The 26278-nt window shown below is 47.2% G+C and carries 25 protein-coding genes; 14 read left to right on the top strand and 11 right to left on the bottom strand.

The genetic code is table 11. The features are described from left to right. Positions 1 to 123 precede the first annotated feature (123 nt). The 4 genes from H6570_08225 to H6570_08210 are packed head-to-tail and all read left to right on the top strand — an operon-like array spanning position 124 to position 3330. Positions 124 to 723, top strand: a complete 600-nt coding sequence (locus H6570_08225; GenBank protein MCB9319253.1) for an RNA polymerase sigma factor — start codon at positions 124 to 126, stop codon at positions 721 to 723. Positions 724 to 726: 3 nt separating this feature from the next. After that, the gene (locus H6570_08220) at positions 727 to 1410 is read left to right on the top strand and encodes a hypothetical protein (protein MCB9319252.1); all 684 of its coding nucleotides are present in this window, start codon (positions 727 to 729) and stop codon (positions 1408 to 1410) included. 16 nt (positions 1411 to 1426) lie between these two features. Next, on the top strand, positions 1427 to 2161 hold the full coding sequence (locus tag H6570_08215; GenBank protein ID MCB9319251.1) for a DUF4097 family beta strand repeat protein: 735 nt from the start codon (positions 1427 to 1429) through the stop codon (positions 2159 to 2161). A 47-nt stretch (positions 2162 to 2208) separates the two neighbouring features. Then, on the top strand, positions 2209 to 3330 hold the full coding sequence (locus H6570_08210) for a hypothetical protein (GenBank protein ID MCB9319250.1): 1122 nt from the start codon (positions 2209 to 2211) through the stop codon (positions 3328 to 3330). Between the two features lie 91 nt (positions 3331 to 3421). Here H6570_08210 and H6570_08205 read toward each other — a convergent pair whose 3' ends face one another. The 4 genes from H6570_08205 to H6570_08190 all read right to left on the bottom strand — a co-directional run bounded on the left by H6570_08205 (position 3422) and on the right by H6570_08190 (position 8467). Continuing rightward, positions 3422 to 4186, bottom strand: a complete 765-nt coding sequence (locus tag H6570_08205) for an SDR family oxidoreductase (GenBank protein ID MCB9319249.1) — start codon at positions 4184 to 4186, stop codon at positions 3422 to 3424. Positions 4187 to 4281: 95 nt separating this feature from the next. Continuing rightward, positions 4282 to 5214: a helix-turn-helix transcriptional regulator gene (locus H6570_08200; protein ID MCB9319248.1), complete on the bottom strand. Its 933-nt coding sequence runs from the start codon at positions 5212 to 5214 to the stop codon at positions 4282 to 4284. Between the two features lie 166 nt (positions 5215 to 5380). Further along, positions 5381 to 7300 carry a molecular chaperone DnaK gene (dnaK, locus tag H6570_08195; GenBank protein MCB9319247.1) on the bottom strand — a complete coding sequence of 640 codons (1920 nt, stop codon included), beginning with the start codon at positions 7298 to 7300 and terminating at the stop codon, positions 5381 to 5383. 210 nt (positions 7301 to 7510) lie between these two features. Continuing rightward, the gene (locus tag H6570_08190) at positions 7511 to 8467 is read right to left on the bottom strand and encodes a DUF4249 family protein (protein ID MCB9319246.1); all 957 of its coding nucleotides are present in this window, start codon (positions 8465 to 8467) and stop codon (positions 7511 to 7513) included. Between the two features lie 103 nt (positions 8468 to 8570). On the opposite strand from H6570_08190, the gene panB reads away from it, so the two are divergent. From panB to H6570_08175, 3 genes are read left to right on the top strand one after another with little or no spacing between them, the layout of a single operon-like run. Continuing rightward, entirely contained in the window at positions 8571 to 9386 is an 816-nt protein-coding gene (gene panB, locus H6570_08185) for a 3-methyl-2-oxobutanoate hydroxymethyltransferase (protein MCB9319245.1), read from the top strand. Positions 9387 to 9403: 17 nt separating this feature from the next. Further along, the gene (gene mltG / locus H6570_08180; GenBank protein MCB9319244.1) at positions 9404 to 10450 is read left to right on the top strand and encodes an endolytic transglycosylase MltG; all 1047 of its coding nucleotides are present in this window, start codon (positions 9404 to 9406) and stop codon (positions 10448 to 10450) included. Next, positions 10431 to 11777: a DUF2142 domain-containing protein gene (locus H6570_08175; protein MCB9319243.1), complete on the top strand. Its 1347-nt coding sequence runs from the start codon at positions 10431 to 10433 to the stop codon at positions 11775 to 11777. Before mltG ends, H6570_08175 begins: the two co-directional genes overlap by 20 nt. Before the next feature lie 25 nt (positions 11778 to 11802). On the opposite strand, the gene H6570_08170 is transcribed toward H6570_08175, so the two are convergent. Then, positions 11803 to 12351, bottom strand: coding sequence for a hypothetical protein (locus H6570_08170; GenBank protein ID MCB9319242.1), 549 nt, complete (start codon positions 12349 to 12351; stop codon positions 11803 to 11805). Between the two features lie 50 nt (positions 12352 to 12401). Between H6570_08170 and tilS the strand changes: the two genes are divergently transcribed. Continuing rightward, positions 12402 to 13739 (top strand): tRNA lysidine(34) synthetase TilS, encoded by a 1338-nt coding sequence (gene tilS / locus H6570_08165; GenBank protein MCB9319241.1) that lies wholly within the window; start codon positions 12402 to 12404, stop codon positions 13737 to 13739. Here the strand turns inward: tilS and H6570_08160 are convergent. Beyond that, positions 13726 to 14619 carry a hypothetical protein gene (locus H6570_08160; protein ID MCB9319240.1) on the bottom strand — a complete coding sequence of 298 codons (894 nt, stop codon included), beginning with the start codon at positions 14617 to 14619 and terminating at the stop codon, positions 13726 to 13728. The two genes, tilS and H6570_08160, sit on opposite strands and share 14 nt — an antisense overlap. A gap of 125 nt (positions 14620 to 14744) precedes the next feature. Continuing rightward, positions 14745 to 15677 (bottom strand): malate dehydrogenase, encoded by a 933-nt coding sequence (gene mdh, locus H6570_08155; protein MCB9319239.1) that lies wholly within the window; start codon positions 15675 to 15677, stop codon positions 14745 to 14747. Positions 15678 to 15823: 146 nt separating this feature from the next. On the opposite strand from mdh, the gene H6570_08150 reads away from it, so the two are divergent. The 4 genes from H6570_08150 to H6570_08135 all read left to right on the top strand — a co-directional run bounded on the left by H6570_08150 (position 15824) and on the right by H6570_08135 (position 20412). Next, on the top strand, positions 15824 to 17356 hold the full coding sequence (locus tag H6570_08150) for a T9SS type A sorting domain-containing protein (GenBank protein MCB9319238.1): 1533 nt from the start codon (positions 15824 to 15826) through the stop codon (positions 17354 to 17356). A gap of 64 nt (positions 17357 to 17420) precedes the next feature. After that, positions 17421 to 18623 (top strand): ADP-forming succinate--CoA ligase subunit beta, encoded by a 1203-nt coding sequence (sucC, locus tag H6570_08145; protein MCB9319237.1) that lies wholly within the window; start codon positions 17421 to 17423, stop codon positions 18621 to 18623. Between the two features lie 89 nt (positions 18624 to 18712). Further along, complete coding sequence (gene ribD, locus H6570_08140) at positions 18713 to 19744, top strand: bifunctional diaminohydroxyphosphoribosylaminopyrimidine deaminase/5-amino-6-(5-phosphoribosylamino)uracil reductase RibD (protein MCB9319236.1); 1032 nt, start codon at positions 18713 to 18715, stop codon at positions 19742 to 19744. Positions 19745 to 19857: 113 nt separating this feature from the next. Then, a complete protein-coding gene (locus tag H6570_08135) occupies positions 19858 to 20412 on the top strand; it encodes a thioredoxin fold domain-containing protein (protein MCB9319235.1) in 555 nt (184 codons plus the stop codon). Between the two features lie 60 nt (positions 20413 to 20472). Here H6570_08135 and H6570_08130 read toward each other — a convergent pair whose 3' ends face one another. The 3 genes from H6570_08130 to H6570_08120 all read right to left on the bottom strand — a co-directional run bounded on the left by H6570_08130 (position 20473) and on the right by H6570_08120 (position 23463). Next, positions 20473 to 22041, bottom strand: coding sequence for a DUF853 family protein (locus tag H6570_08130; protein ID MCB9319234.1), 1569 nt, complete (start codon positions 22039 to 22041; stop codon positions 20473 to 20475). Positions 22042 to 22103: 62 nt separating this feature from the next. Beyond that, the gene (locus H6570_08125; protein ID MCB9319233.1) at positions 22104 to 23000 is read right to left on the bottom strand and encodes a DNA/RNA non-specific endonuclease; all 897 of its coding nucleotides are present in this window, start codon (positions 22998 to 23000) and stop codon (positions 22104 to 22106) included. After that, on the bottom strand, positions 22993 to 23463 hold the full coding sequence (locus tag H6570_08120; GenBank protein MCB9319232.1) for a GNAT family N-acetyltransferase: 471 nt from the start codon (positions 23461 to 23463) through the stop codon (positions 22993 to 22995). The genes H6570_08125 and H6570_08120 overlap by 8 nt, the downstream gene beginning before the upstream one ends. Before the next feature lie 59 nt (positions 23464 to 23522). Between H6570_08120 and H6570_08115 the strand changes: the two genes are divergently transcribed. After that, positions 23523 to 24344, top strand: a complete 822-nt coding sequence (locus H6570_08115) for a hypothetical protein (GenBank protein MCB9319231.1) — start codon at positions 23523 to 23525, stop codon at positions 24342 to 24344. A 1-nt stretch (position 24345) separates the two neighbouring features. Next, positions 24346 to 25020 carry a futalosine hydrolase gene (mqnB, locus tag H6570_08110; protein ID MCB9319230.1) on the top strand — a complete coding sequence of 225 codons (675 nt, stop codon included), beginning with the start codon at positions 24346 to 24348 and terminating at the stop codon, positions 25018 to 25020. Here mqnB and H6570_08105 read toward each other — a convergent pair. Next, positions 24983 to 26104, bottom strand: coding sequence for a DUF3810 family protein (locus tag H6570_08105; protein ID MCB9319229.1), 1122 nt, complete (start codon positions 26102 to 26104; stop codon positions 24983 to 24985). The two genes, mqnB and H6570_08105, sit on opposite strands and share 38 nt — an antisense overlap. Positions 26105 to 26278: the final 174 nt, after the last annotated feature.

The following is a 26278-nucleotide window of genomic DNA, read 5'->3' as shown; positions in this document are numbered from 1 at the left end:
CAGGAGAATCTTGTGGTGTTTGTCCTATTAATGTGGCTTATCTACAATTGATAGTCGCAGAAAGGTTCAATTATTACGACTTATCTGTAACATTCGCATTTAAGGGCAGTTCTTGTATAGAAGATGGATGGGTTTCGTTCAAACCGGGCGGGAGTCATTCTTTCAGGACAAACCAAGCGGCCGGTGGATGAAATTGAATTGATGGTCCAGGTATCCCAGGGCGATCTGGCAAAATTGGGCATACTCTATGAGCGGTACAAGCAATCCCTGTTTGGCTATTTCTACCGCGTCACCTGTGGAGACCATGCGTTCAGCGAGGATATGGTTCATCAGGTGTTTATGCGGGTATTGAAATACCGGAAAAGCTTTCAGGGAACCGGTTCATTTGCCAAATGGCTGTTTCACATTGCCCATCACGTTGCAGTAGATTACTCGAAATCTGTTCGTCATTTTACCGTACCGGAATCCATCGCCTTTAATCCTGCAAAGGACCCGGATCCATATAAATCCCTGGAACAACAGGAAAAAATAACCTTGCTGAACCATGCCCTATCCAGGCTAAAGGATGATGACCGCGAAGCCGTTATCCTGGCCAAAATTCAGGGCTTGAAGTATCAGCACATTGCTGGAATTCTTAATATGACCGAAGGTGCCGCCCGAGTCAAAATACACCGTGCAATGATTGAATTGAAAAAAATTTATGCTCAACTGGAAAGTGCTTGATGTATGGAAATGGATGATTCAAAGAAAAAGGAATTTGAAGAGGCAGGAAAGATTTTAGATGACACCCCTGCCCCACTGCCTTCAGACCGGATGGACAGGAGGTTTTACGATTCACTTGATGCGGCCATAGCGACTAACGAAAGGGCACACCGAAATCCTGCAACCCATCCGACCTGGTGGGCCATGGCAGCAGGCATCGTTCTATTTATTTCCGGCTGGATCGGTGGCTCATTACTGGCCACCCGCCATGGAAAATCGACTGAAGTCATGCAATTATCGGGTGAAGTCAGGGACCTGAGGGAATCGCTGGCCTTCACCATGATCCAACAACCACTCCCCGGTAAGCGGATTCAAGCCATCAATATGCTGGCAGATATGGAGCGGGTGGATGACAAAATGATTGAAACACTCCTTAGCACGCTTAATCATGACTCTAATGACAATGTCCGGCTGGTTGCACTGGAGACGCTGGCCAATCATACCGAAAATGCCACAGTCATGGAGGGTATGATACAGGCTATAGGCCAGCAGCAAACATCGCCCGTGGTGCTGCTTAGGTTAACAGAATTAATGTCCATCCTCCGGGAGAAAAGAGCGATGCCCGCACTAAAGCAACTGATCGAAAAGCCGGATCTCAATTACAATCTTAAGACACAGATTAATGAAACCATCCAGGGTCTTAGTTAAAAACATAATGGCAGGTATGTCATTCCTTCTAATGGCGATCTGTATGATGCTTCCTGGCAGTAAGCTATCAGGACAAACCCAAAATCTACTGATACCTCTGAAGCAACCGGATCTGTCCGGCGTACTTAACTTTGATAATCCCAAAGGCTCCATTACCGTGACCGGATACGACGGAAATATGATTGTCATAACTGCAAATGCCCGGTACGCTCAAAAAGACACCAGGACGCAAAATAGCTGGAAACTAACTTACGAGCAACAGGAAACCAATGTGAACCTGTATTGTAATTCCCAGGGTAATACCATTGACGTGGATATCAAAATTCCTCGTCATTTCACCCTGCAACTCCGGTCTCAGGACAATGGCGATGTAACTGTGATCCGGATCAGCGGAGCCATTGTCGTGGATAACGCCCAGGGGGCCATTACCCTGGATAATATCACCGGGTCAGCTATCCTGAATTCCGTATACGGAAACATCACTGCCCGATTTAAACAAGTCAGTCCGGATGAACCGATCATGATCACCACAATCGATGGAGATATTGAACTTGCTCTGCCGGATGCAGTTCATGCCAAATTAAAAATGAACAGTACCAAAGGAAATATTTTAAGCGATTTCCCTCTGATCGGATCAGAAACTGCTTCTGCTAGGTTATTTGACTGGAAATCTTCATTCATCAATGGTGGAGGCCCCGAATACGTACTCCGTACCTACAGCGGAGACATACAGATCAAAAGAAATCTTTGATTTTATGTAACGATTGGAAATCCACCAGGTTTTTACACTAAAAACATATGAAACCGATGAAATGGAATGTATTTTTTTCCCTGTTAGTTCTTAACCTTTTCTTATCCGCAAACGCTGTTAACGCGCAAAGCACCGATGTGATCCGGGGGAAATGGGTCATGATCAGCGAGGATGGAAAACTGGAATTCACCTTGAAGCAAGACCGTAAGGATGATCAAGAAAACAGGTATGAACATGATTTTACAGCGTCCGATTTTGAAGGATATCGTTCCGGAGCTGACGTTACCTTTTATTTGCGCAGACCAGCAGGGACCATTACATTTCAGGGAGAAATAAAATCTGAAAATGGTTCCGGCACCTATTCTTTCAGCCCGAACGGTGACTTTGTGAAGTCGATGAAAGGAATGGGATTTCCAGAACTGGAAACCAATGAAATGATGTTCCTGACCTTTCAGGGTACCGGCCTGGACTATCTCCAATCCATCAAAAAATTAGGTTATGGCGATCTTAACAGCGGAGATCTTATGGCATTCATCGCTTTGGACATCACGCCTGATTTCATCCACGATCTACAGGATGCCGGACTGAAAGATCTGCCTGCCTCTCAGGTCATCTCCAACAAAGCATTAAAGATTGATGGAGCACGGATCAGAAGCCTGAAAAAAGCATTTGGTGAAGACCTCTCTCAGGATGAGATCACCAATCTGGTTGCTATGCAAATTGATGAGCAATACGTTGAGTCCGTACGCAAACTTGGATTCGATCTGTCCGCGGAAATGCTGGTTCAGTTCAAAGCCATGAATATTGATGCTTCCTATATCGATGAGATGAAGAAATCCGGGTATGACCAACTGGATGCAGATATGCTGGTCCAGTTCAAGGCCATGAATATTTCGCCTGCTTACATGAAGGAATTGGCTGCCCTTGGATATCGTGATCTCTCCAGTGAAGACATCGTTCAAATGAAAGTTGCCAACGTGGATAAGGCCTATATCACAGAGATGAACAATGCCGGATACCCAAACCTTAGCGCCTCTCAAATTGCCCAATTCAAGCTCTTTAAGATCGATAAGCGATTTATTGAAAAAGCAACCAACTTTAACGATGGTAAAAAGCCGAGTCCGGATAAACTGATCCAGATGAAGGCAACGATGGAGAGTCCCCGGTAGACCAAAGAAAGACTATTGATTGACCTGTTGATAATAAAAGCCACCGGAGGCAAACACCGGTGGCTTTCACATTAAGAACGACGCTTCCAAATCAGATGTGCATCCCGCCGGATACTTCGATCCGCTGTGCATTGATCCATCTGGCTTCTTCGCTACACAAGAATGCAACAACACCACCGATATCTTCCGGCAATCCCACTCTCCCAAGCGCAGTTACGCCTGACACGAAAGCATTGATTTCTTTGTTATCTCTCACCCTGCCTCCTCCGAAATCGGTCTCAATGGCTCCGGGCGCCACGATATTGGCTGTAATCCTGCGGGGACCAAGTTCTTTAGCCAGATACCGGGTTAATACCTCTACCGCACCCTTCATGGATGCATACGTTGCAGAACCGATCATTGAAAACCGGGCCAGTCCGGATGAAATATTGACGATGCGTCCACCATCCCTCATTAATGGCAATGCTTTTTGAGTAAGGAAGAATACGCCTTTAAAATGGATGTTCAGCATCGCATCAAACTGTTCTTCTGTCACTTGTGCAAATGGCACATACAGTCCGGTACCGGCGTTATTGATTAAAAAATCAAAATGTGGATCTCCGTATTCCTTTTGCAGATATCCGGTCACCTGAGCAAAAAACGGATCGAATGAATCCGGTCTGCTGGTGTCCAGCTGAATGGCGTGAGCCTTTTGACCAATCGCCTCGATAGCCTGAATTACTTCTTCCGCCTTTTCACGATTGGTATGATACGTGAGTAGGATATCAGTACCTCCGCGCGCCAATTGAATAGCCATATCCCGGCCCAGGCCCCTGCTTCCACCGGTAACCAGTGCAACTTTTGTTTTTGTGATCATTGAATTCTCTTTTAATGCATTTGAATGGCACAAAGTACCGGTATTTCAATAAGGCATGCATTGTAAAATTCAATCACGCTTTTGTAAATATCAAATCAGCTCCAGGAGCGGAAGGCCAGGGGGGTGCTTGCAGTCTGCTTCTTAAAATAGTTGGAGAAATGGGCCACTTCCTCAAATCCCAGGCTGTAGGCTATTTCTGAAATGGTCCAGTCGGTTTGTCGGAGTAAGATCTTAGCTTCCTGGATCATTCTGCTCCGGATCAGATCGGTCGTTGTTTTACCGGTCTGCTCCTTCAGAACTTTATTCAGGTGATTCACATGGACAGATAACCGATCTGCATATTCCATAGCAGAACGCAATGGACGATTGTTTTGGGATTCTATTGGAAATTGACGCTCCAGTAACTCAATAAATAAGGAGACGATACGGGAAGAAGCACTCTGACCTACTTGTTCTCGCTGAACTGGTTGCCATTTTTGTCCCAGGTGTATCAGTTCCAGGACATAATTTCTCAGCAGATCGTATTTGTATTCGTAATCAGAGGTGAGTTCACGCTCCATTTTCTGAAACAGCTGAGCTGCCTCTATGGCCTGATCCTCTGTGATTTCAAAGACTGGAAGCCCTCCACTCTGGAAGATGGGCAATTCGTCCAGCAGGATACCACTTTTGTTTTTCACTAAAAATGCTTCAGTAAAAACACAATAGGATCCTGCTTGTGCCTCATCTTCTGGTACCCAGTGATAAGGTACTTTCGGCGTAGCGAATAACAGTGCATTTTGCTCGATGTGGATGATTTTATCTGCATACTCGGCCCTGTTTTTACCCCGGATCAGGCTGATCTTATAGTATGCCCGGCGATCGTAGGGCATTACCTGTTTACGCTTATACTCCCGGATCGTTTCCGCGATGTCAAAGACATTAAAATGACCAATGTCCCGGTGAATGTCCGGTGGTAGCAATTCGCTGATCTGCCTGCCGCTCTTCTCCGCGATTTCACGATAAAAGTCATCTAATGTCCGGTTCCGCATTCAAATTGATTTATTGCAAAAATCAAATGTACTTGAACTTAAGGACTTCTTCAAGGGCGCTGGATAACGGACCAAATGGTGATCTCTTGATGAGACCTGTTGCAAATAAAAAAAGGGCCATTTCGATTGAAATGACCCTTCTTTTTATGTTGCTTTTTAGGAAGCCTTACTTCTTGTCGTCGACTTCTTCAAATTCGACGTCTGTAACATCCTCAGCACCCTGTTCACTGTTGCCGTTGCTTTCAGCCGTATGCTGAGCTCCGGCACCCTGATCCGGTGCACCCTGCTGTGCATTGTACAGATCCTGACTGGCAGCCTGCCATGCAGTGTTCAGGTTATTAGTTGCAGAATCGATGCGTGTCAGATCTTCGGCTTTGTGTGCATCTTTCAGGTCGGCAACCGCTTTCTCAATGGCATCCTTTTTGTCTGCCGGGATCTTGTCACCATATTCCTTGATCTGCTTCTCGGTTTGGAAGATCAGACCATCTGCAGCATTCAGTTTCTCGATACGCTCACGCGCTGCTTTGTCTGTTTCGGCATTAGCAGCTGCCTCAGCTTTCATGCGTTCAATCTCTTCCTTGGACAAGCCGGTTGAAGCTTCGATGCGAATGTTTTGTTTCTTACCAGTACCCTTATCCACTGCAGACACATTCAGTATCCCGTTAGCATCCAGGTCAAAGGTCACTTCGACCTGAGGCACCCCGCGAGGTGCAGGTGGAATTCCATCCAGGATAAAACGACCGACCGTACGGTTATCCCGTGCCATAGGGCGTTCACCCTGCAGAATATGGATCTCTACCGAAGGCTGGTTATCCGAAGCCGTCGAATAGATTTTCGACTTTTTGGTCGGAATGGTACTGTTGGATTCAATCACCACATCGTATACACCACCCATGGTCTCAATACCAAGGCTTAAAGGCGTAACATCAAGCAAGAGGACATCCTGTACGTCACCGCTAAGTACACCACCCTGGATGGCAGCTCCTACAGCTACCACCTCATCCGGGTTAACACTCTTATTCGGCTTTTTACCAAAGAAGTCTTCTACAGCTTGCTGGATGCGTGGGATCCGGGTCGAACCTCCGACAAGGATCACCTCATCCACATCATTTTTTGAAAGTCCTGCATCTTTCAGGGCTTCCTCACAAGGCTTCAGCGTGCGCTGCACCAGACTGTCAACCAACTGTTCAAATTTGGCCCGGGTCAGGCGCTGCTCCATGTGCTTAGGCACTCCGTCAACGGCCGTGATATACGGCAGTGTGATGCTGGTTTCAGAACTGGAAGACAATTCGATTTTAGCACGTTCTGCAGCATCTTTCAAACGCTGTAATGCCATCGGGTCTTTGCGCAGATCAAGGCCTTCATTCTTTTTAAATTCATCTGCCAGCCAGTCAATGATCACCTGGTCGAAGTCGTCACCACCCAGGTGGGTGTCACCATTGGTTGATTTTACCTCGAACACGCCATCACCCAATTCCAGGATGGAAATATCAAATGTTCCGCCACCAAGGTCATAGACCGCGATGGTCATGTCTTTATGCTTCTTATCCAGACCATAGGCCAGGGCTGCTGCCGTAGGCTCGTTGATGATCCGTTTTACGTTCAGTCCGGCAATTTCTCCGGCTTCCTTGGTAGCCTGACGCTGGGAGTCGTTAAAATAGGCTGGTACGGTAACTACCGCTTCTTTGATCTCCTGACCAAGAAAATCTTCAGCTACTTTTTTCATCTTTTGCAAGATCATAGCTGAAATTTCCTGCGGAGAATATTGACGGCCGTCGATGTCAATGCGGACGGTGTCGTTGCTGCCCTGAACAACTTTATAGGGCATGCGGCTTATTTCTTTTGCCGATTCCGAAAACCGGGCTCCCATGAAACGCTTGATTGAGGCAATGGTCCGTTGCGGATTGGTGATGGCCTGACGTTTAGCCGGGTCACCGATTTTACGCTCACCATTGTCCATAAATCCTACAACTGAGGGCGTGGTGCGGCGGCCTTCATCGTTCGCGATGACTACCGGCTCATTCCCTTCCATCACAGCTACACAGGAGTTGGTGGTTCCTAAATCGATTCCGATTATTTTACCCATATGATTCGTAGTTTTTCTATTCGGTGAATTGTTATGTCATTTCATTGTCACCAAGAAGCATACCAGCCACCAATTCATGACGATATTGCAGTTTTATGCTGACAAAGTTTTATCTACACCCCTGAATGATTATGACAAAAAGGCAGATGGGTGTACAGGGATTGTCAAAGTTTGCCTCATTCTACCCTATCCCGGAGCGTGGACATTCCTTCAAAATCCCAGATTTTTGGTGTATTTCCCGGATTGAAGTGAATCCAGAGATTCCCCGGTTAATTGAAGTGGGCCGGATGTGGACGTGTACCTCGACGTGAATATTCCCAGTCCGCCATCCACGTTGGAAAAGGTCGGTATATCCTGCACCCCGGTGATCCCCTGTCCAGCCAGGAGAACCTGCTGCAACTCAACATACGTGTCCGAGCCTCCCACGACCACCAGGTAGATTCCGGTCAACGATCTGCTTCCGGCTGGTAATGGCTCCAGTTTGCCAGACAGATCCTGATAGAATTGCTCGCCTTCCAGGGAAGCGCTGATCTGACTGGTACTAAATTGTGGTAACCGGACATCACGGCTTGCCATTCCCGAGGCCGTCTGCTCGGAAAACCGGATCACCCAGGCCACTTCATAGATGGAAGCATTTGCCGAAGACTGCCATCGAATGGCAATTTTACGATTGAGTGAGAGCAGTTCACTCGACCTGGGCTGGGTTTGGGTAAAAGGCTCAACCAGGGTGGTCTGAGCAGAAGCTATCTGGCCTTCATCACTGGAAATCCGGATCTGGTACGTCCGTGATGGATCAAGAGAAGATTTCTGAATATATACGAAGTCGGAAAATGGGGCCGATGGTCTGCTTACACCTGGCAAATCGCTCCACAAAGCCCGATCCATAGGGCTTATTTGTCCGGATGCAAGGTCACCAAGCAAAACCTGAAAATATTCCGTGTTACGATGGAGACTATCCAGAAGATAGGCTTCGGGGCCACCGTGATTTTCCGGCAGCAAAGCTGCCTCCACCCTAACCACCTGAATACTGTCAGAAGCATCCAGTAGACCATAGACCACAGGGAGGCGTTGCTCTATCGTTTCGACCACCAACTCATTGGTACAAGCGGCCAACAGCCCAAGACTTAATACAACATAGAAGAATTTCACTGGATACAAACGGATCATTGGTGCACAAAGGTATATCCTTCCGACAAAAATAGGAGCCTGCCCTTCCCACCATTTAGGTGCAGGTAATTTAGTAACTTCGGGGCCTCAAAATTGAACATTGATGTCAGAACACAATGCAGTAAAACGGGTTACTACACACACCCTGCACGAGATGAAAGGTAAAGGAGAAAAGATCTCGATGCTCACAGCGTACGATTTTTCCATGGCCCGGATCTATGATGAAGCAGGCATCGACGTATTGCTGGTTGGTGATTCTGCATCAAATGTAATGGCCGGGCATGAAACGACCCTGCCCATCACCCTGGATCAGATGATCTATCATGCCCAGAGCGTGGTGCGGGCTGTAAAACGTGCCCTGATCGTAGTTGATCTTCCTTTTGGTTCCTACCAGGGCAACTGGCGAGAGGCTCTGAAATCAGCGATCCGGATCATGAAGGAATCCGGAGCGCACGCCATTAAGATGGAAGGAGGCGAGGAGATCCAGGAATCCATCAAACGCATACTTTCTGCTGGTGTCCCGGTTATGGGGCATCTGGGACTTACACCGCAATCGATCTATAAGTTTGGAACTTATGTGGTAAGAGCAAAAGAAGATGAAGAAGCTGCAAAATTGAAGTCCGATGCCAAACTCCTGGATGAGATGGGTTGTTTTGCACTGGTTTTGGAGAAAATTCCTGCCGTACTCGCTAAAGAAGTGTCTGCTTCAGTCCATTTGCCAACGATAGGGATTGGTGCCGGGCCTGACGTAGACGGTCAAGTGCTGGTAAGTCACGACTTGCTGGGGATAACAAAAGACTTTAATCCACGATTTTTACGCAGATATTTGGATCTGTTTGATATGACAAAAGAGGCAGTTCAACGTTATATTACCGATGTAAAAAACCGGGATTTCCCAAACGAGAACGAATCTTACTAAAAGTCGCTCACCTGGCAATGAGTAAAAAAGCAAAATTATTGAAGTATGTCTTCTGGATCTTCGGCATTCTGCTGGTCATTGCCGGTGGTTTCGGGTATTGGCTTTACGACTGGATCTACAAGCCCAATGTGCCAGAGCAGCTTGCCTCTGAGATCCTCTATATTCCTACCGGATCAAATTATGATGATGTCAAAGAAAGGCTCACAGAAGGCGGCTTCCTTAAGAAAGACAATTCGTTTGATTGGGTTGCAAAAAAAATGAATTACCCCGGTCAGATCAAAGCGGGCCGCTATCACATTTTGCCCAGTTGGTCAAATTATCACCTCATCCGGCATTTGCGGCAAGGGATCCAGGAACCAGTAAAACTCACTTTCAACTCCGTGAGAACCATTGCCGAATTATCTGAAAAACTGGCAGAGCAACTTGAGCCAAACGAAAAGCAATTCCAGGAATTCCTGACCAGGCCGGGTGTATTGGACTCCATTGGATATTCCAAGGAAACGTTGATGACGATTTTTATTCCTAACACTTACGAAGTGTATTGGAATGTTACTCCTGTACAACTCCTGCAAAGGATGATCCGCGAGCATGACAGTTTCTGGGATAAAGCAGGCAGAAAAGAAAAAGCGGAAGCCCAGTCCTTATCACCCACCGAGGTTTATACTCTGGCTTCTATTGTGGAGAAAGAAAGCCTAAGGGAAGATGAAAAACCGCGCATTGCCGGTGTCTACTTAAACCGGCTCCATCAGGGCATGAAGTTGGACGCAGATCCAACGGTGGTATTTGCAGTTGGTGATTTTACCTTACGCCGGATCCTGAACAAACATTTGGCGGTTGACTCACCTTACAATACCTATAAGTATGCTGGCCTGCCACCGGGTCCGATATGCATGCCTTCGATTTCGAGCCTGGACGCCGTGCTTAATGCGGAGCGTCACGAATATTTGTTCTTTTGTGCTAAAATGGACGGTACCGGATCCCATGCCTTTGCGAAAACGATAACTGCGCATCTGGTCAATGCCAGAAGGCTTCATCAGTATCTGAATGAACGGGGTATCCAATAAATCCTTTGGCAATCAACCATCGACGTTGTTTGTCCTTTTATCCATCGTATTCGGCATCATACTGGTATTCCTGATACCACCTTTCCAAAACCCCGATGAACCGGCCCACACCTACCGGGCCTACCATCTGGCTTCCGGGCACCTATTTGGGATTCAGGAGAACGGTCGTTCCGGAGGAATGGTGCCTGCCTGGATCGTAAAATTGGATTCGACTACGCGGTATCTGCGTAATAAGCCTGATGCGAAATATACCAATCACAATGTTACTCCCAAGCCGGCGACCCATCTGCGTTTTGCCGATTTCCCGAATGTAAGCTACTATTCGCCAATAGCCTATCTACCCTTTGCCCTGATTGCAAAATTGCTCCTGCTGACGGGCATTAATGGATTACCTGCCATCCACATTCTTCGTTTGATCGGATTATTGATATGGATCCTGGCTGGGCTTTATTTAATGAAAGCCTTTCCGGAGGCCGGTGATCTTCCATTGGTTACCGGGCTATTACCAGGGACAATTGCATTGGTTTCCGCCATAACACCGGATAGCATAACACTGGTGCTGGTTCTGCTTTGGCTAATAACCATATTTAAGAAGACCAAAACAAATTGGATACCGGCACTACTACTGGCACTTTTATTTACGGTACAAAGGCCTAACTGGTGGCCACTGACCTGGGTTGTATTCCTGATCACCGGTACATTATGGACCAGATGGCAAAAATGGATTATGGTGCTTTTCCCACTGACAGGCACGTTACTTTTTTTGATGGTGGTCCAGGGGACGTTCATTACATACAATGATTACAACCCTGCATTTCGGAACGGTGTGCAGTTAAATCCGGGAGTAAACCCCTTGATTCAGTTAAGGTTGGTTACCCACGACCTCATGTTTTTTCTCCATACACTACTGGATACCTGGATGGATATCTGGGGTTCCATTTTCCGGCACCTGATGGGAAAATTCGGCTGGGGGACTAATTACATCAGTTGGGTGTCAACGTTCCTGTTGGTTGTGACCCTGATCTGGTCGGGTATCACCAACAAAATATACCTCCACCGGCTGGAGAAGCTTTTCCTCGCGTGGATGGGTGTAAGCGTAATCGTAATAACCTCATTAATCCTTTATCTCCAGTGGAACGAGGTGGGGGCCAGCTATATTCACGGCATCAATGGACGATACCTATTACCCGTACTGCCCATATTCCTGGTAGCAATACCCTGGCGGTATGCAGCAATCAGTAAACAAACAATGCTGATTGGACTTATCCTTCTCATTACCGGCATCGACCTGATCATGCAGGTTTATATCCGTTATTACCTGCTTTAAGCTTAATGCCGGGCGGTAGCCTTGCCTAATAGGATCTTTCTGGTTTACCCAACCGGCGTGCGAGAAACACCTGTGAACTGTTGTTTCCGTATTTTACCGTTCCGGACAATACCATTGAATTGGACTTTGCCCGGATGGTCCACTGACTTTCCCTTTCATTCGTATCGCTGGGAGTAAGATGAAGGGTTTTGGTTTTTTCATCAAGATCCCAGGTACCCTGACTGGTCATATTCTCCCAATAGCCGGTTTGGTAGGAGTAATCTTCGTTGAACACGATCCATTTTCCTACGATGCCATTGGGAAAGGAGCTTCCTTCGATGCCCCGGGTATATTCCCACATGTTGGTGGTCAGAAATGAAAACAAGGTTTTATCCTTAGGCGTATCCAATTTCTCCGTTTCGCCATAATCTTCTCCTTGCAAACCTTGTTCCGGTCTGGTTGAAGTTTCCAATTGTGAGGTGTCAGCCGTGACCTCAGAATCAGTTGATGCAGTGTCTGCGGTAGCTGAATCCGGCTCCTGCTTACAGGTTACAAAGAAGAGGGCAAACACTAAAACCAGGGATAAATACTTCATTTTCCAGTAATTTGGTTGCAAAATTATATTTTTTCAAAATACGTCGGTGCATGCTGCCAGCAATTAGGGAATATTTCGAGTCCAGGGATCCGGAATTCAGGACTAAAAGGTACCTGATCGCTGTCAGTGGAGGCCGGGATAGCATGGCTTTGTTGCATGCCATGCACCAGCTCGGTCTGCTCATTGCATCTGCCCATGTGCATTTTGGTTTGCGTCCCGAGGCAGACTTTGAACAGGACCTGGTCCAATCTTTTTCCGGTCAACTATCCATCGAATGTTTCACCACCGTGTTTGATACCAAGCAATATGCGACTTTTCATAAAATCTCCACCCAGGAAGCAGCCCGTCAACTGCGTTATGAATGGTTTACCGCATTGAAGGAAAGACATGGATTCGACCATATCGTCACCGCCCACCATCAGGAAGATCTTATGGAGACCTGGCTGATCAACGCCATCCGGGGAAGCGGCTGGCGCGGAATGATGAGTATTCCGGAAGAAAACAACTTGATACTTAGGCCATTGCTAAAAGTTAGCCGGAAAGAAATTGACCACTACATCAGCCTTAATAATATCCCCTTTATGGAAGATTCCAGCAATTCAGGTGATGATTACTTACGTAACCGGATAAGGCATCACCTGCTGCCGGTACTGGACAATATATCCCGTGGAAGGGCGGCACAGCTACCAGCTACGATCGACCACCTCAAAGACGCCGGAGCCCTCTTACAGTCTTTTCTGGATGAGCTGCATACCAATATGGTGATTGCAAAGGCTGATTTTTTACAGCTTCATTTAGCTAAGTTGCTTCGTTTCCCCAATCCAGCGTATGTACTTGGCGAAGTCCTTTACCGATACGGATTTTCATTTCATCAGGCAGAAAATCTGTGGAATGCTTTTGAAAAGAACCATTCGGGTGCAGTGATTTCCGGAAATGACTATGAAGCATTGGTCGACCGGGTTCACATCTTACTTAGGAAAATAACAGCTTCTTCCAATGTGACGTTGAACATCGACAGACCCGATCTGCCATTTCGGTCTAAAACAAATTCCGGTGAAATAGAAATTATACAATCTGTTGCACCTGAACATTTTACAAAGAATAACTTCAATATATACTTTAATGAAAACAAGATTTCCTGGCCGATCAGGTACAGTCGATGGCACCCCGGTGACCGGATACAGTCATTTGGCCTGGAAGGAAAATATCACCATGTACAGGATATTTTAACCGATGCCAAATACAACAAGTGGGAGAAAGAGTCGGTGTATGTCGTAAGGGATCAGGAAGGAATCATCTGGATTCCCGGATTACGCATGGCTGAGAGAGGTCGGGTGTCGCCCGGAGATGTCTGTATCCAAATGATGTGGCGATCTACTGCTTCTTGATATTGACGGGACGCATCCGGGCCTGGTCCAGGGTATCGGAAGTTATCGGTTGGGAATTGATGTTGCTGAATATTTTTTCAATCCACACCAGTTTACCTTTCTGAAGCCGGAAAGCATCGTACGATCCATCCGGAACCATGGCCAGCCCCCCACGGGGGTCCTCTACGAGATGATCAAATATGATCAGCCCTTTTTCCTTGTCCAGGTTAAGTTTTACAGCAGCTTCTGCAGGAAAAGTGAGCAGAAAACGATTTAATGTCGAACCGTCTTCACGGACAAACACGGGAGCGCCGAATTGGGGTTTACCGTCCTGATCAAAGGTCAGCACATCGATAAATTTGCGTCTTGAGGTCTGATCAAACATATCGTATCCGAATAACAGATAGTGCTTCTGGCCCTCCTCTGAAAAAGAAAGCAGGTTGTAATAGACACCACCATACCACTGACTCGGATCCGTAATTTCCTGGGCTTCCTCTGAGAAATTAAATGAACGATCGATCAGTGGGTACAATTTTAACTGAGGCTGGTTGACTTGGATGGCGCCATAATAGCGATAATCACCCGGGCCAACTTCCAGTTGCCAGGTGAAAACCCGGAAGGAACTGTCAGCGGGATATTTTATGGAGATGTTTTCGAACGATTCAAAGGGATAATAGAATGAATTTTCCACCTTAAGCGTCCTCACCAGGCTCTTGATAAAATGTTCACAGGCTATGAACCGCTCTTCCGGTTTATCAGCGCTAAACAGGCCATGTGCCAGCGTTTGCAACGTGTCATCGTATTGCATCAGCCGTTCAGCATTCTGCTCAAGGATCTGGGACTTGGCTGCATTGGCTGTTATCAGGAACAGAGACGAAAAAATGAGGATTCGGAGGGTCATGGACCAAAGGTTTCTGCTACTTCAACGCTGTAAACGCAAAGAAAGTGCCATCCGGTATTTAAGGCACCCAATATTCGATATAAGGCAAAAAAAAGGGGCTAAAAAAGCCCCTTTAGAAGTTATGATCAAAAGGTCATATTGTCGTAAACTTTCATCACATCGCGGACATGCTCAGCGGAAGCCTTAAGCAAGCCCATTTCATCCTGGTTCAATTTCAACTCAATGGTCTGTTCAATACCATTTTTACCCAATTTAACCGGAACACCAAGGAAGATGTCTTTCAGTCCGTACTCGCCTTCTAGCCAGGCACAAACCGGAAATATCCTGCGCTCGTTCTTGAGGATGGTGGTAACCATTTGGGCAGCTGCAGCGCCGGGCGCGTACCAGGCAGAAGTACCCATCAGTTTTACCAGTTCTCCCCCACCCACTTTTGTCCGTTCAATGATGGCATCCAATTCAGCCTGATCCATCAAGTCGGTGACCGGAATACCTGACACTGTGGTAAAGCGTGGCAATGGAACCATGGTGTCCCCGTGCCCTCCTAGTAACATGGCCTGAATATCCCGTGGTGAAATATCCAGCGCACTGGCAAGGAATACACGGAACCTGGCCGTATCCAGGATACCTGCCATACCAAATACCCGGTTTGCCGGTAGGCCTGAAGTCTTGTAAGCTGCATAGGTCATCACATCCAATGGGTTAGAAACCACAATCAGGATGGGATTTGGTGAATACTTGAGGATCGACTGGGTTACACTCCGTACGATCTTGGCGTTGGTTGATATCAGATCATCGCGACTCATACCCGGTTTCCGGGGAATACCTGCGGTAATGACCACAATATCCGAGTTAGCTGTAGCTGCATAATCCTCGGTCCCGGTGATGTGGGTACTGTAATCATCGATCGGGGCTTGCTGCCAGCTATCCAGCGCTTTTCCACGGGCCAGATCACCCTGGATATCCAGTAAAACCACCTCATTTACTAAGTTTCCATGGGCAAGTACATTTGCGCACGTAGCTCCTACGTTACCTGCTCCAACTACTGTTACTTTAGCCATAATATCTGCTTTTTTTGAGACGCCCAAAGGTACTCCATTTCGCTCTACAGTTACAAGTTATGCCAGGTGTTGTGGAAAAATAATGTGGAAATAATGGAACTAATTTTGCTATTTTTGGTATTCATAATCATAATCTTGAAGCAAACGTGGGAAATAAGACCTGGTCAATCTTAACACTCCTCTTCCTTTTCACTGCAATCAATACGGTATTCGCTCAAGAAGTAGTTCCTCGCTGTGGCACCCAGGATTTGGAAAGCATCAAGCAACGGATGCTGGACAACCGCAAAGCGATGGCTGATTTCGTTTCTCCCCGGGAAGTAACTTATGTTCCCCTTAAATTTCACATTGTAGCAGATGCTCAGGGGAAAGGCCGTATCGAAGAAGAAAAACTACTGGACGCCCTCTGTCAGTTGAATGAAAATTATGCCGACCAGGGCATACAATTCTACATAAAGGACGGCTTTAATTACATCAACAACAACACCATCAATACGAAGCCGGGAACCACCACAGGCATCAGCCTCATCCGTGATATCCGCAGGCTCAACGCCCTGAATGTATTTTATACCGAACAGACCGTTGAAGATCAGCCCATAGCGGCCTATTACCAGGGCGGTCTCACACTGGACTGGATCATTGTCCGCAAAATCTATGCTCAGGACGAGCGGGTACTCACCCATGAAGTAGGACACTACTTTAGTCTGCCGCATACTTTTCATGGCTGGGATAGCGAACCCTGGGACCCTGCTGTTCACGGCAATCCCGTTCAAAAATATGCTCCCGATGGACATACCATCAATGAATATGCCGACGGTTCAAATTGTAACCCGGACCTCTCACAGGACAACAATCCGGTCGGTGACGGGATTTGCGACACCCCTGCTGATTACAACTTTGGAGGTAACGACTGCACTTACAAACTGAATGCACTTGATCCGGATGGTAAACCCGTCCAGCCTCAGGTAAATAACTACATGAACTACTTTTTTGGTTGTTCCAATTACATCTTTACCGATGGGCAGAAGACAGAAATTCAGCGCAGCTTATTGAGTAAGGATCGCGATTATCTGCGAAGCAACTATCAACCGAATATCGCTGAGATTAAAGACCCGGTCTATCTGGTCAGCCCTGGTGATCAGGAGCAGGTCAACCGTGACCGGCAAGTAATGCTCAAATGGCAGGGAGTATCCGGAGCTGATTTTTACCTGGTTGAGGTTGACCGGTCTCCATCCTTTGATTATGCCCCCATCTCGGAAATCACCAATGTGGATTCAATCCTGATCCAGGACTTGGATCCCGAGCGGAATTACTTCTGGCGGGTGCGGCCCTTTAATGAATATTATACTTGTGCCGATGCTACTCCGGCCCGGCGATTTAAAACGGCTAAAACCGTATCTGTTCAGGAATTACCCTTTGTTCAGTTTCTCAATATATATCCTACCCTGCTGCATGCAAATGATGTCATCCATGTAGAACTGGATACAGAAATCGGGTTCGACAGTGAGATCAATCTGATTGATGTTTCCGGTCGGCTGCTACAACGTTGGGGCGACCAGTACTTCACTCCTGGTTCCAACCGGAAAACGCTGCAGTTGAATTCCATCCCGGCCGGCTTCTACCTTATTCGCCTTCAAACCGATCAGGGAACGGTCGTTCAAAAAATTATTGTCGGGGGATAATTCAGGCAAAAATCCTTCTTTTCCGTACTTTGTGCGAGCATTTTGAAAACGGAACTCGCAACAAATGAATTTACACGAATATCAAGGTAAAGAACTTTTAAAAAGGTATGGGGTAGCCGTACAGGAAGGCATATTGGCTGAAACCAAAGAGGAGGCTATCGTTGCTTATCAGCGGCTCAGTGCACAGACCGGATCACCGGTCGCAGTAATAAAAGCACAGATCCACGCTGGTGGCCGGGGTAAAGGCGGAGGTGTCAAGCTGGTGAAAAATGAAGAAGAACTTCGCGAAAAAGCCGGTAATATTCTGGGGATGATGCTTAAGACCCCCCAGACTCCAGGTGGCTTGAATGGTCCTGGCAAACTTGTCAGTAAAGTGCTGATCGCCGAAGACTGCTACGTCCCGCGTTTCGAAGACTGCAAAGAGTACTACGTATCCGTACTGATGGATCGCGAGCGCAAACAAAATGTGATTATTTATTCGACGGAAGGAGGAATGAATATTGAAGAGGTTGCTGAACAAACACCTCATCTTGTCCACAAAGAGTACATCGACCCTTCTGCAGGGATGATAGGCTTTCAGGCTCGAAAAATTGCCTTTAACCTGGGATTATCCGGCAATGCCTTTAAAGAAATGGTAAAATTTGTCCAAGCACTTTATAAGGCGTTCATAGGTGCAGATGCATCCCTCATCGAGATCAATCCCTGCCTGGAAACGGGTGATGGACATATTCTTGCCGTAGATGCAAAAGTGACCCTGGATGACAATGGATTGTATCGTCATCCTGACCTGGAATCCTGGCGTGACCTCAGTGAAGAAGATCCGACAGAGGTTGAAGCCCGTGAACACGACCTGAATTTCGTCAAACTGGATGGTAATGTGGGCTGTATGGTCAATGGCGCCGGCCTCGCGATGGCTACGATGGACATCATCAAATTGTCCGGAGGAGACCCGGCTAACTTCCTGGATGTTGGAGGAACAGCCGATGCAAATCGTGTTGAACAAGCATTCCGAATCATACTGAAAGATCCAAACGTAAAAGCGATACTCATCAATATTTTCGGTGGGATTGTACGGTGTGACCGGGTGGCAAATGGTGTTGTTCAGGCATATAAAAATATCGGAGACATAAAGGTTCCGATCATTGTACGTCTGCAAGGAACAAATGCCGAGTTGGCCAAACAGATCATCGACGAATCCGGCCTGAAAGTACGTTCTGCCATTCTGCTCAAGGAGGCAGCCGAATTGGTTCAGGAAGCGCTCCAATAATCGGTAACCAGGGAAGCTGAATCACATGCACAGCTCCACCTCAAAATAAAAATGTATTGGCACCGGACTCCGACCATATTGCGGAGAAAATGATGCGCCGTTGTCTGGACCTGGCCCGGCAAGGCGAGGGATACACGTCGCCTAATCCGATGGTTGGTTCTGTTCTGGCCCTGGGCGATCAAATCCTGACCGAAGGGTTTCACCCCCGCTATCGCCACATCCACGCTGAGGCTATGGCTTTGACCAAAGCAGCTGACCTGCCGGATGAAATATTATCCAGAGCAACGCTTTATGTTTCGCTCGAGCCTTGTTTTCATTATGGTTTTAATCCTCCGTGTGTAAACCGCATCATGGAAAGCCCAGTCCAAAATATCGTGATCAGCTGCATAGATCCAAACCCCCAGGTGGCTGGCAAGAGCATTGCCCGCTTGCGGGATGCCGGGCGGAATGTTACACTTGGTGTCCTGCAGGAAGAAGGTGAAGAACTCATCAGGGCTTTCCGTACACGTATGGTGAAGAACAGGCCTTACGTGATCCTTAAATGGGCAGAATCAACGGATGGTTTTATGGGTCAGGCTGAGAAAAATGTGCGCATCTCCAATGATTTCAGCCAGGTGCTTACCCACCGATGGCGGCATGAGATCGATGCTTTTTTGGTAGGTGGAAAAACCGTCATCGTGGATGACCCCAAATTGAACAATCGACTCTACTGGGGCCGCTCTCCACACCGGGTGGTGTACAGCACCAGAGAGCAATTACCACTCCAACGGGCACTTTGGAACACCGATTGTCCCACCATCGTCTTCACTCCCCGGATCCAGAAAAGCCTTCCAGACCATATCCATCAATTTGAACTGCCTGAAAGTAAGAATACACACATCGACTTCATTCTTGAAAACCTGATGCAATTTCCAATCAACAGTCTTCTGGTCGAAGGCGGGCCGCAAACGTTACGTGCCTTTATTGCTCAAAAAAAATGGGATGAAGCACGTATCATTCGCAGCAACTCAAAAATATTGTCGCATGGTCTCCAAGCCCCTCAACCAGAAGGAAGTCTCCGGGAAAGGTTCCTGCTCGGGGATAATGAAGTGATCACGCTGGATTCAAATCTGGTATGGTAATCGTTAAAATTATTTTAAATGTAAGGGTGCCGGGCGTAAAGATTTGGCTATAAGTGTTCATTAATTGTACATTGTTTTGATAATTAGACGTGTGTAATAACAACATGAGTATTTTGGGGAAGTATTTTTGGAGTTTGGGCTTTACCATGCTGTTCTTGCCATGGGCATATGGACAAGATACCCAGGTACAGTGGATGACCTGGGATCAGGCCATCTCCAAATCCAAAATAGAAAAGAAAAAGGTACTCGTTGAGATTTATACGGTCTGGTGCAGTTTCTGTAAAAAATTAGATGCTGTTACCCTCAAGGAGCCAGACATCGCAGACTACATCAACGAAAATTTCTACCCGGTCCGTCTGGACGCTCAGTGCAAAACACCCATTGAGATCATGGGTAAGTCTTATAAATACAAGGATGGATATAATGACCTAGCCAGAGAACTCACTTTCGGCCGGCTGGCATTCCCTACCCTTGTCTTTATGGATGAAAATTTCCGGGTGATCCAGCCGATACCAGGCATGCGATCCGCGGATGAATTGGAAATGATCATGCATTTTTATGCCAAGGATTACTACAAGGATACCCCATGGGATAATTTCGTGATCATGTTCCAGAATCGCTTTGATAAACAAGCACCCAGCACCCGCACGGTCAAAGGCAAAAACTAATTCTCCCTTCCGCAGTAGCGGATAATCATTTCTCTTTTCAATGGACTAATGTAAGCAGCATTAAAACCAGCTGCTCTTCTTGCGGCTTCTCGTTGTTTTTACTCCGAGCACACCTAGTAAACCACGGGTAAGCTCCCGGGCTACCGTGCGGCCAATCTGCCTGGTCGTAGTGCTTTCAAAAACCTTTTCTATGGCCGATTTTTCCTTACTGCGCCTGGTAGTGCGGTAAGTGTCCTGTTGGCGGCGAAGTTCCTCCTGATGGTCATTCTCTTCAAATCGCGAGATTTTATCATTCAGGATTTCATAAGCGCTATCCCGGTCTATTACCTGGTTGTATTTTGTGATCAATTCCGATTTCGCATTGATCTGATCTATTTCCGATTCAGTCAGCACATCCATCCGGCTTTGCGGTGCACGCATCATAACCTGTACCAGGGGCGTGGGAATCCCCTTTTCATTCAATGCTGTAACGAGCGCTTCTCCGATCCCCATCTCGGTGATCACCTGGTCCACTTTATAATTCTCGGTGAATGGATAATTCTCAGCTACCAGTTTGATCGCTTTTCGATCTTTTGCTGTAAAAGCGCGCAAGGCATGCTGGATCTTCAGACCGAGCTGACTCAGGACAGGAGCTGGGATATCCGTAGGATTCTGTGTTACAAAGAATACACCAACCCCCTTGGACCGGATCAGTTTGATGATGGTCTCGATCTGATCCAGTAAGGCATTGGAAGCCTCGCTGAAAATCAGATGCGCTTCATCAATAAAAAGGGCAAGTTTCGGCTTTTCCAAATCGCCTTCTTCCGGAAAGGTGGAGTAGATCTCAGCCAGTAGCTGAAGCATGAATGTAGAAAACAGTTTGGGCTTATCCTGAATGTCAGTCAGACGGATGATCGATACGATACCTTTACCATTGGAGTCCCGGCGAATCAGATCTTCCACATCAAAGGACCTTTCTCCGAAAAAGATCTCTGCGTCCTGCTGTTCCAGCTCGATGAGCTTGCGCATAATGGTACCGATAGAACTGCTGGAGATACGACCATATTCCGCTTCAAGTCCTTCTTTGCCTTCCTGGGTGACATACTGCAATACTTTCTTGAGGTCCTTCAGGTCCAGTAACGGCAAGTGGTTATCGTCACAGTATTTGAAAAGGATCGCGATAATCGACTGTTGGGTTTCATTCAGATCCAGGATCTTGGAAAAGAGGACAGGACCAAATTCAGAGACTGTGGCCCGCAGACGGACGCCTGGTTCCTTTGAAATGGACAAAAACTCAACCGGGCTATCGTCAGCCAGAAATGGTAGTCCGATCATTTCGTGGCGTTGCACGATCTTGGGATTGGAGGTCCCTTTGGCTGCAATCCCACTCAGGTCCCCTTTAACATCCATGAGCATCGAAGGAATTCCTTTTGCTGATAATTGTTCTGCTATAACCTGCAGCGATTTCGTCTTACCGGTACCGGTAGCTCCACAGATCAATCCATGGCGATTCAGTGTCTTCAATGGGATGCGGACAAAATGCTCGGGCAAACATTGCTTTTCATACATCGCACCGCCAAGGATTACCGAAGACTTCTCAAACGAATATCCGTCTAATATTTCCTGCGAAAAGGATTCTTTGTTACTCATAGTCTATTTCTGCTTTCGTTTTCAAATTTACAATTTATCCCTAAACCCTGATGTTGTTGACTTTACCGGTTGTTCCACTCATTGACCCTCCATTCGAACCGGTGAGGGTGCATGGGCCATTGATCCAGGTTTATGGTGGACTCCAATGCTTCTTCCTGATCATCTTTTAATAGATGACTGAAAAAGTCCAGGTGGGTCATGATTTCAACCGAATCAATTGTACAGGCGTAATCACTAAGTGGGCGATCGCTGATCGCATTGGGTATGATAAACCCGATCCCTTTCCATTCCGGGTCTTTCACATCCAGCAATACTTTGAAAAACGATTCCGGCACGCCAACCCGGTTTTGACCGATCCGGTCGTGGGATGTACTGAATATTGGACCGGAAACGATGTAAAGTTCTTTATTTCGCCGAACCCAGTCCCGGGTTTGTTCTTCAAGTTCCCGCCAGACACCGTTATTAAAAGCCCTGACCTGGGGGCTGATATTGCTCATCAGAAAGGTCTCCCTCAGTGCGGCAGAATCAAATGCCATATCAACCGCAGGAACCAGATGACCGCGGGTGAATCCGGATCCGGTATAGTCCCGGTGGAAAGATGAGCCGGTGGATACGGAATAATCCGGGTCGAAATAATCATACCTTGGCAATTTAGGCTGATTGAGCTCCTGGACCGTGAGCCGGTAAGCAACCCATGCCGACTGTTCTTCAGATTCCAGGTACCCAAGGCTGAAATACTTATGATGAACCACCTCCACCGGAAAATCAGCGTCCGGAAGATAAAAGCGATCTTCAACCGGTTCGGCTTCAACGGTATTAGTGGTTGGAAGTCCGTTGAGTAAATGACCAAATTGCTGGTACCCCAGAGCCAAACCACTTGCACCAAGAACCACCAGCAGCATCATGCGGCCAATGGAAGATGCCGGGGCACGACGATGGTTGGAACGCAGCTTAGTCATCAAGTAATACTTTTTCCAATTGCCAGTCACAGAAAGCTGAAGTATCTTCCGGTCGATGCAATCGGACATATCCCAATTGATCATACAACCGCAAAGCGGCCTGATAACGTCCGGAAGACAACATGGTAATTTTCTTAAAACCCCGGCTGCTGACAATGCGTTCCAGCTGCTTCATCATTTCCCGGCCCAAATGATTACCCCTCAACTCCGGTACCAGATAAATCTTTTGAATTTCCACGGTATCCTCTGATAAGGGTAAAAAGGCATAGGTCCCCATGATATATTCCTGAAAACGAAGGACTCCCAGAAAGCCCAACGCATTAAATGCATCCGGATCAGGCATGGCGTCCAGGACCGGGCCGGAACTGGTAAATCCAAATTCAGCCATAACCCGCCGGATCAATGCTTTGATTTCAGTGGAATCGCTATTTTGTGCTTTCTGCCAGCTTACTGGACCAATCATCAGATATTAAGTTATGTGCTACAAAAATAATCCTCATTTCATGAATCAGTAATTTGAGATTGAAAAGATTACATATCATCTGTATCTTTTATTTATCCTGGCTGACCGTCGAAGCTCAAGGTGTGTTTCGTTCTTTCGCCGGGCCAGGTCCACTTGGCCTGACAGTATTACCGGTCACCGGGGATGGCAGCTCCTTTCTTCCCGGCTCAGCGGCATTATTGAGCCAATACACCACCCCTGGTATTTCCCTGGGTACCAGCTGGCCTTATACGCTGGCAGAGGTCATCCAGGCACATGCTGCTCTCGCCCTGCCTATGGCAAATAACAATTACCTGGGATTTCAGATTGGAGGTCAGGGTGATGAATCCCTTTCTGAATTTTTTGTTGGTGCAGCTTACGCTAAGAAAATTTCTGACAAATGGTCTGCAGGCCTTCAGGCGGGGCTCCATAACACCAGCATCATCAATTGGGCTTCCATCTGGAATATATCGCTGGAAGCCAGTACACTCTATCGCATCAATGACCAGGTGCAGATCGGATACCGGGCGAATTATTACACCCAATCCATCTCGTTGGAGCAAATGCCCGCACAGTGGGATCATCAGCTGGGTGTCTGCTTCCACCCCACTAACGCTCTTGTTTTAGGAGCTGAAGTGATAAGTAGTACGGTGGAAGGTTGGCACTACCACCTGTATATGACCTACCAGGTCCAAGAACATTTACGCCTGAGAATGGGGCATGGATTTGCACCATATCAGTTTGGAGCCGGCGTTGACCTATATCTCTGGGACCACTGGATTATACAGGTAGCTGCCCGATACCATCCTGTATTGCGATGGTCTCCAGGTTTCGGAATTCAAATCCCACTGAAAAAAAGATGAAATGAAATCATTACTCTGTAGTGCCACGACGTTTGAGATTACGCCCGCGATCCAATGGTTGCAACAACATGCCCGCAAAAAGAACTTCTCCACTTTTGAATATGAAGGCCAGGAAATCCAAATCCTGGTGACCGGGGTAGGCTTGGTGCAAGCCACTTTTTCCTTAACCAAAATGCTGCAGGGAGAACGTTTTGACCTGATGGTACAAATAGGTATCGGAGGCAGTTATCGGCGTGATGACGAACTAGGGTCCGTGGTACAAGTTGTGGAGGAATGTTTTGGTGATATTGGCATACAGAAGCGCGACGGAAGTTGGAGCGATCTTTTTCAACTGGGATTGGTCGGGCCGGATCAATATCCATTCAAGGACGGCCGACTGCACCTGGCAGCTGAGTCACCCATCCACCCTGCGCTTCCACACCGCAGAGGCATAACGGTTGCCATGGTGACAGGTACGGATGCACGCAGAGACACTCTATGGAATGCACTCCAACCGGACATCGAAACCATGGAAGGAGCGGCCTTCTTTTATACTGCATTAATGCAGCATACCCCATTTATCCAATTACGAGGTATCTCCAATTATGTTGAAGCCAGAAACCGTGAAAACTGGCAGCTGGAAGCAGCCATAGATGGTGTTAATCAGGCTTATCTGCAGTGGCTGCGCCAGGAATAAACGGAACACCATATTCCTGTTTCCAGGCGGCAAGCAACGTAATAACCTCGTTGTAAGAAGCCATGCCTTCCCGGATACCATGTGCCTTCAGGTAAGAATTGTAAACCGCATGCCGCATCTTTGGAAACAGGTCGGGATAACGATCCAGATAACGGTGGATGGACTCCAGGTCGGTGCGTACAGAAGCAGGCAGAGAATCCATCAGGGTTGCAAACTCCTCCTTGTGAAATCGACGGTATTCCGGTGCGACCTGTCTCCAGTACGCCATCAGCGCAGAATATTTGAATACAGGATTATCCGAATGCCAGCAGGTAAGCAGTGCAAGAAAATTGCAGTCGCCTTCATCAGTAATACCATAAGCGTGAAATAATTCATGGGCGACAACATACGGCCATTGCAATGGATACATACCTGCATCAAAATGAGCCTCCCCGGTTAAGGGGAGATAGAAGCCTGCCGTTTCGATCCTGAGCAAAGCGCCGTCAGGCCAGATCCTCCTTACCGGGATCTCCCCGGGACACGGCCAACCCAGCAAGTTTAGTGTTTGTTTGACAGCCGCATTCATTTCCCTTATCCAGCCATCTTGTTCCATGAACCCTTTTTCTCTGTGCTGTACAACCGGCAAACTGTCGGTATAAGCATACAAGCTGTCCGTAATCCACCGAAATTCCGCACTAATAGCAGTATCGGGCATGGCTTGTGTCTCGAGTTGCAATCGCTGTCTTACGGAAGGCGTGGCATAATTAAAACCCCAGAACCAGTAGAAGCAGGTAATGACATATCCGGCAACTCCGGCAATCTGAAATAAAAGTCGTAAAGATTTAATCCACCAGGCGGTAGTGGTCCGCCATATCAGCCGGCCTCCCCAAAACAACCAGGCCAATACCAATAGCAACATAAGGTATAAGAATGGAACCGGGATCCAGCCAAGTAACCCACTCAGGAAGCGACGAATCCACGGAAACAGTCCTGCGTAATACCACTGCAGTGTCCACTCCGGATGACGGGCACAAAAGTAATATAAGAGTTGGGACAGGAGTGCCAGACCGATGCCGGTACCAGCAATCACCGAAAGTCTCTTCATGTACAATTAAGCTGTCAATATTTATTCCAATTCACGCTGCCAACCACTCCACCGGAGTCCATTAAGGGCCAGTAAACATGGTAAAAATTGTAATAAGAACGACCGTTTAACCTAAAGATTTCTTAATCTTGCAACTAATTACCTCCTCACCCTGTTTATCACTTGTTTTAATCA

Source organism: Lewinellaceae bacterium, assembly GCA_020636135.1.
Lineage (GTDB): Bacteria > Bacteroidota > Bacteroidia > Chitinophagales > Saprospiraceae > JAGQXC01.
This window is presented reverse-complemented; position numbering and strand designations above follow the sequence as displayed.

Bases quoted from the DNA above. Each gene is read 5' to 3' on its own strand.
- H6570_08225 (MCB9319253.1), top strand. From the start codon at position 124: ATGGATGGGTTTCGTTCAAACCGGGCGGGAGTCATTCTTTCAGGACAA.
- H6570_08220 (MCB9319252.1), top strand. From the start codon at position 727: ATGGAAATGGATGATTCAAAGAAAAAGGAATTTGAAGAGGCAGGAAAG.
- H6570_08215 (MCB9319251.1), top strand. From the start codon at position 1,427: ATGTCATTCCTTCTAATGGCGATCTGTATGATGCTTCCTGGCAGTAAG.
- H6570_08210 (MCB9319250.1), top strand. From the start codon at position 2,209: ATGAAACCGATGAAATGGAATGTATTTTTTTCCCTGTTAGTTCTTAAC.
- H6570_08205 (MCB9319249.1), bottom strand. From the start codon at position 4,186: ATGATCACAAAAACAAAAGTTGCACTGGTTACCGGTGGAAGCAGGGGC.
- H6570_08200 (MCB9319248.1), bottom strand. From the start codon at position 5,214: ATGCGGAACCGGACATTAGATGACTTTTATCGTGAAATCGCGGAGAAG.
- dnaK (MCB9319247.1), bottom strand. From the start codon at position 7,300: ATGGGTAAAATAATCGGAATCGATTTAGGAACCACCAACTCCTGTGTA.
- H6570_08190 (MCB9319246.1), bottom strand. From the start codon at position 8,467: ATGATCCGTTTGTATCCAGTGAAATTCTTCTATGTTGTATTAAGTCTT.
- panB (MCB9319245.1), top strand. From the start codon at position 8,571: ATGTCAGAACACAATGCAGTAAAACGGGTTACTACACACACCCTGCAC.
- mltG (MCB9319244.1), top strand. From the start codon at position 9,404: ATGAGTAAAAAAGCAAAATTATTGAAGTATGTCTTCTGGATCTTCGGC.
- H6570_08175 (MCB9319243.1), top strand. From the start codon at position 10,431: ATGAACGGGGTATCCAATAAATCCTTTGGCAATCAACCATCGACGTTG.
- H6570_08170 (MCB9319242.1), bottom strand. From the start codon at position 12,351: ATGAAGTATTTATCCCTGGTTTTAGTGTTTGCCCTCTTCTTTGTAACC.
- tilS (MCB9319241.1), top strand. From the start codon at position 12,402: ATGCTGCCAGCAATTAGGGAATATTTCGAGTCCAGGGATCCGGAATTC.
- H6570_08160 (MCB9319240.1), bottom strand. From the start codon at position 14,619: ATGACCCTCCGAATCCTCATTTTTTCGTCTCTGTTCCTGATAACAGCC.
- mdh (MCB9319239.1), bottom strand. From the start codon at position 15,677: ATGGCTAAAGTAACAGTAGTTGGAGCAGGTAACGTAGGAGCTACGTGC.
- sucC (MCB9319237.1), top strand. From the start codon at position 17,421: ATGAATTTACACGAATATCAAGGTAAAGAACTTTTAAAAAGGTATGGG.
- ribD (MCB9319236.1), top strand. From the start codon at position 18,713: ATGATGCGCCGTTGTCTGGACCTGGCCCGGCAAGGCGAGGGATACACG.
- H6570_08130 (MCB9319234.1), bottom strand. From the start codon at position 22,041: ATGAGTAACAAAGAATCCTTTTCGCAGGAAATATTAGACGGATATTCG.
- H6570_08125 (MCB9319233.1), bottom strand. From the start codon at position 23,000: ATGACTAAGCTGCGTTCCAACCATCGTCGTGCCCCGGCATCTTCCATT.
- H6570_08120 (MCB9319232.1), bottom strand. From the start codon at position 23,463: ATGATTGGTCCAGTAAGCTGGCAGAAAGCACAAAATAGCGATTCCACT.
- mqnB (MCB9319230.1), top strand. From the start codon at position 24,346: ATGAAATCATTACTCTGTAGTGCCACGACGTTTGAGATTACGCCCGCG.
- H6570_08105 (MCB9319229.1), bottom strand. From the start codon at position 26,104: ATGAAGAGACTTTCGGTGATTGCTGGTACCGGCATCGGTCTGGCACTC.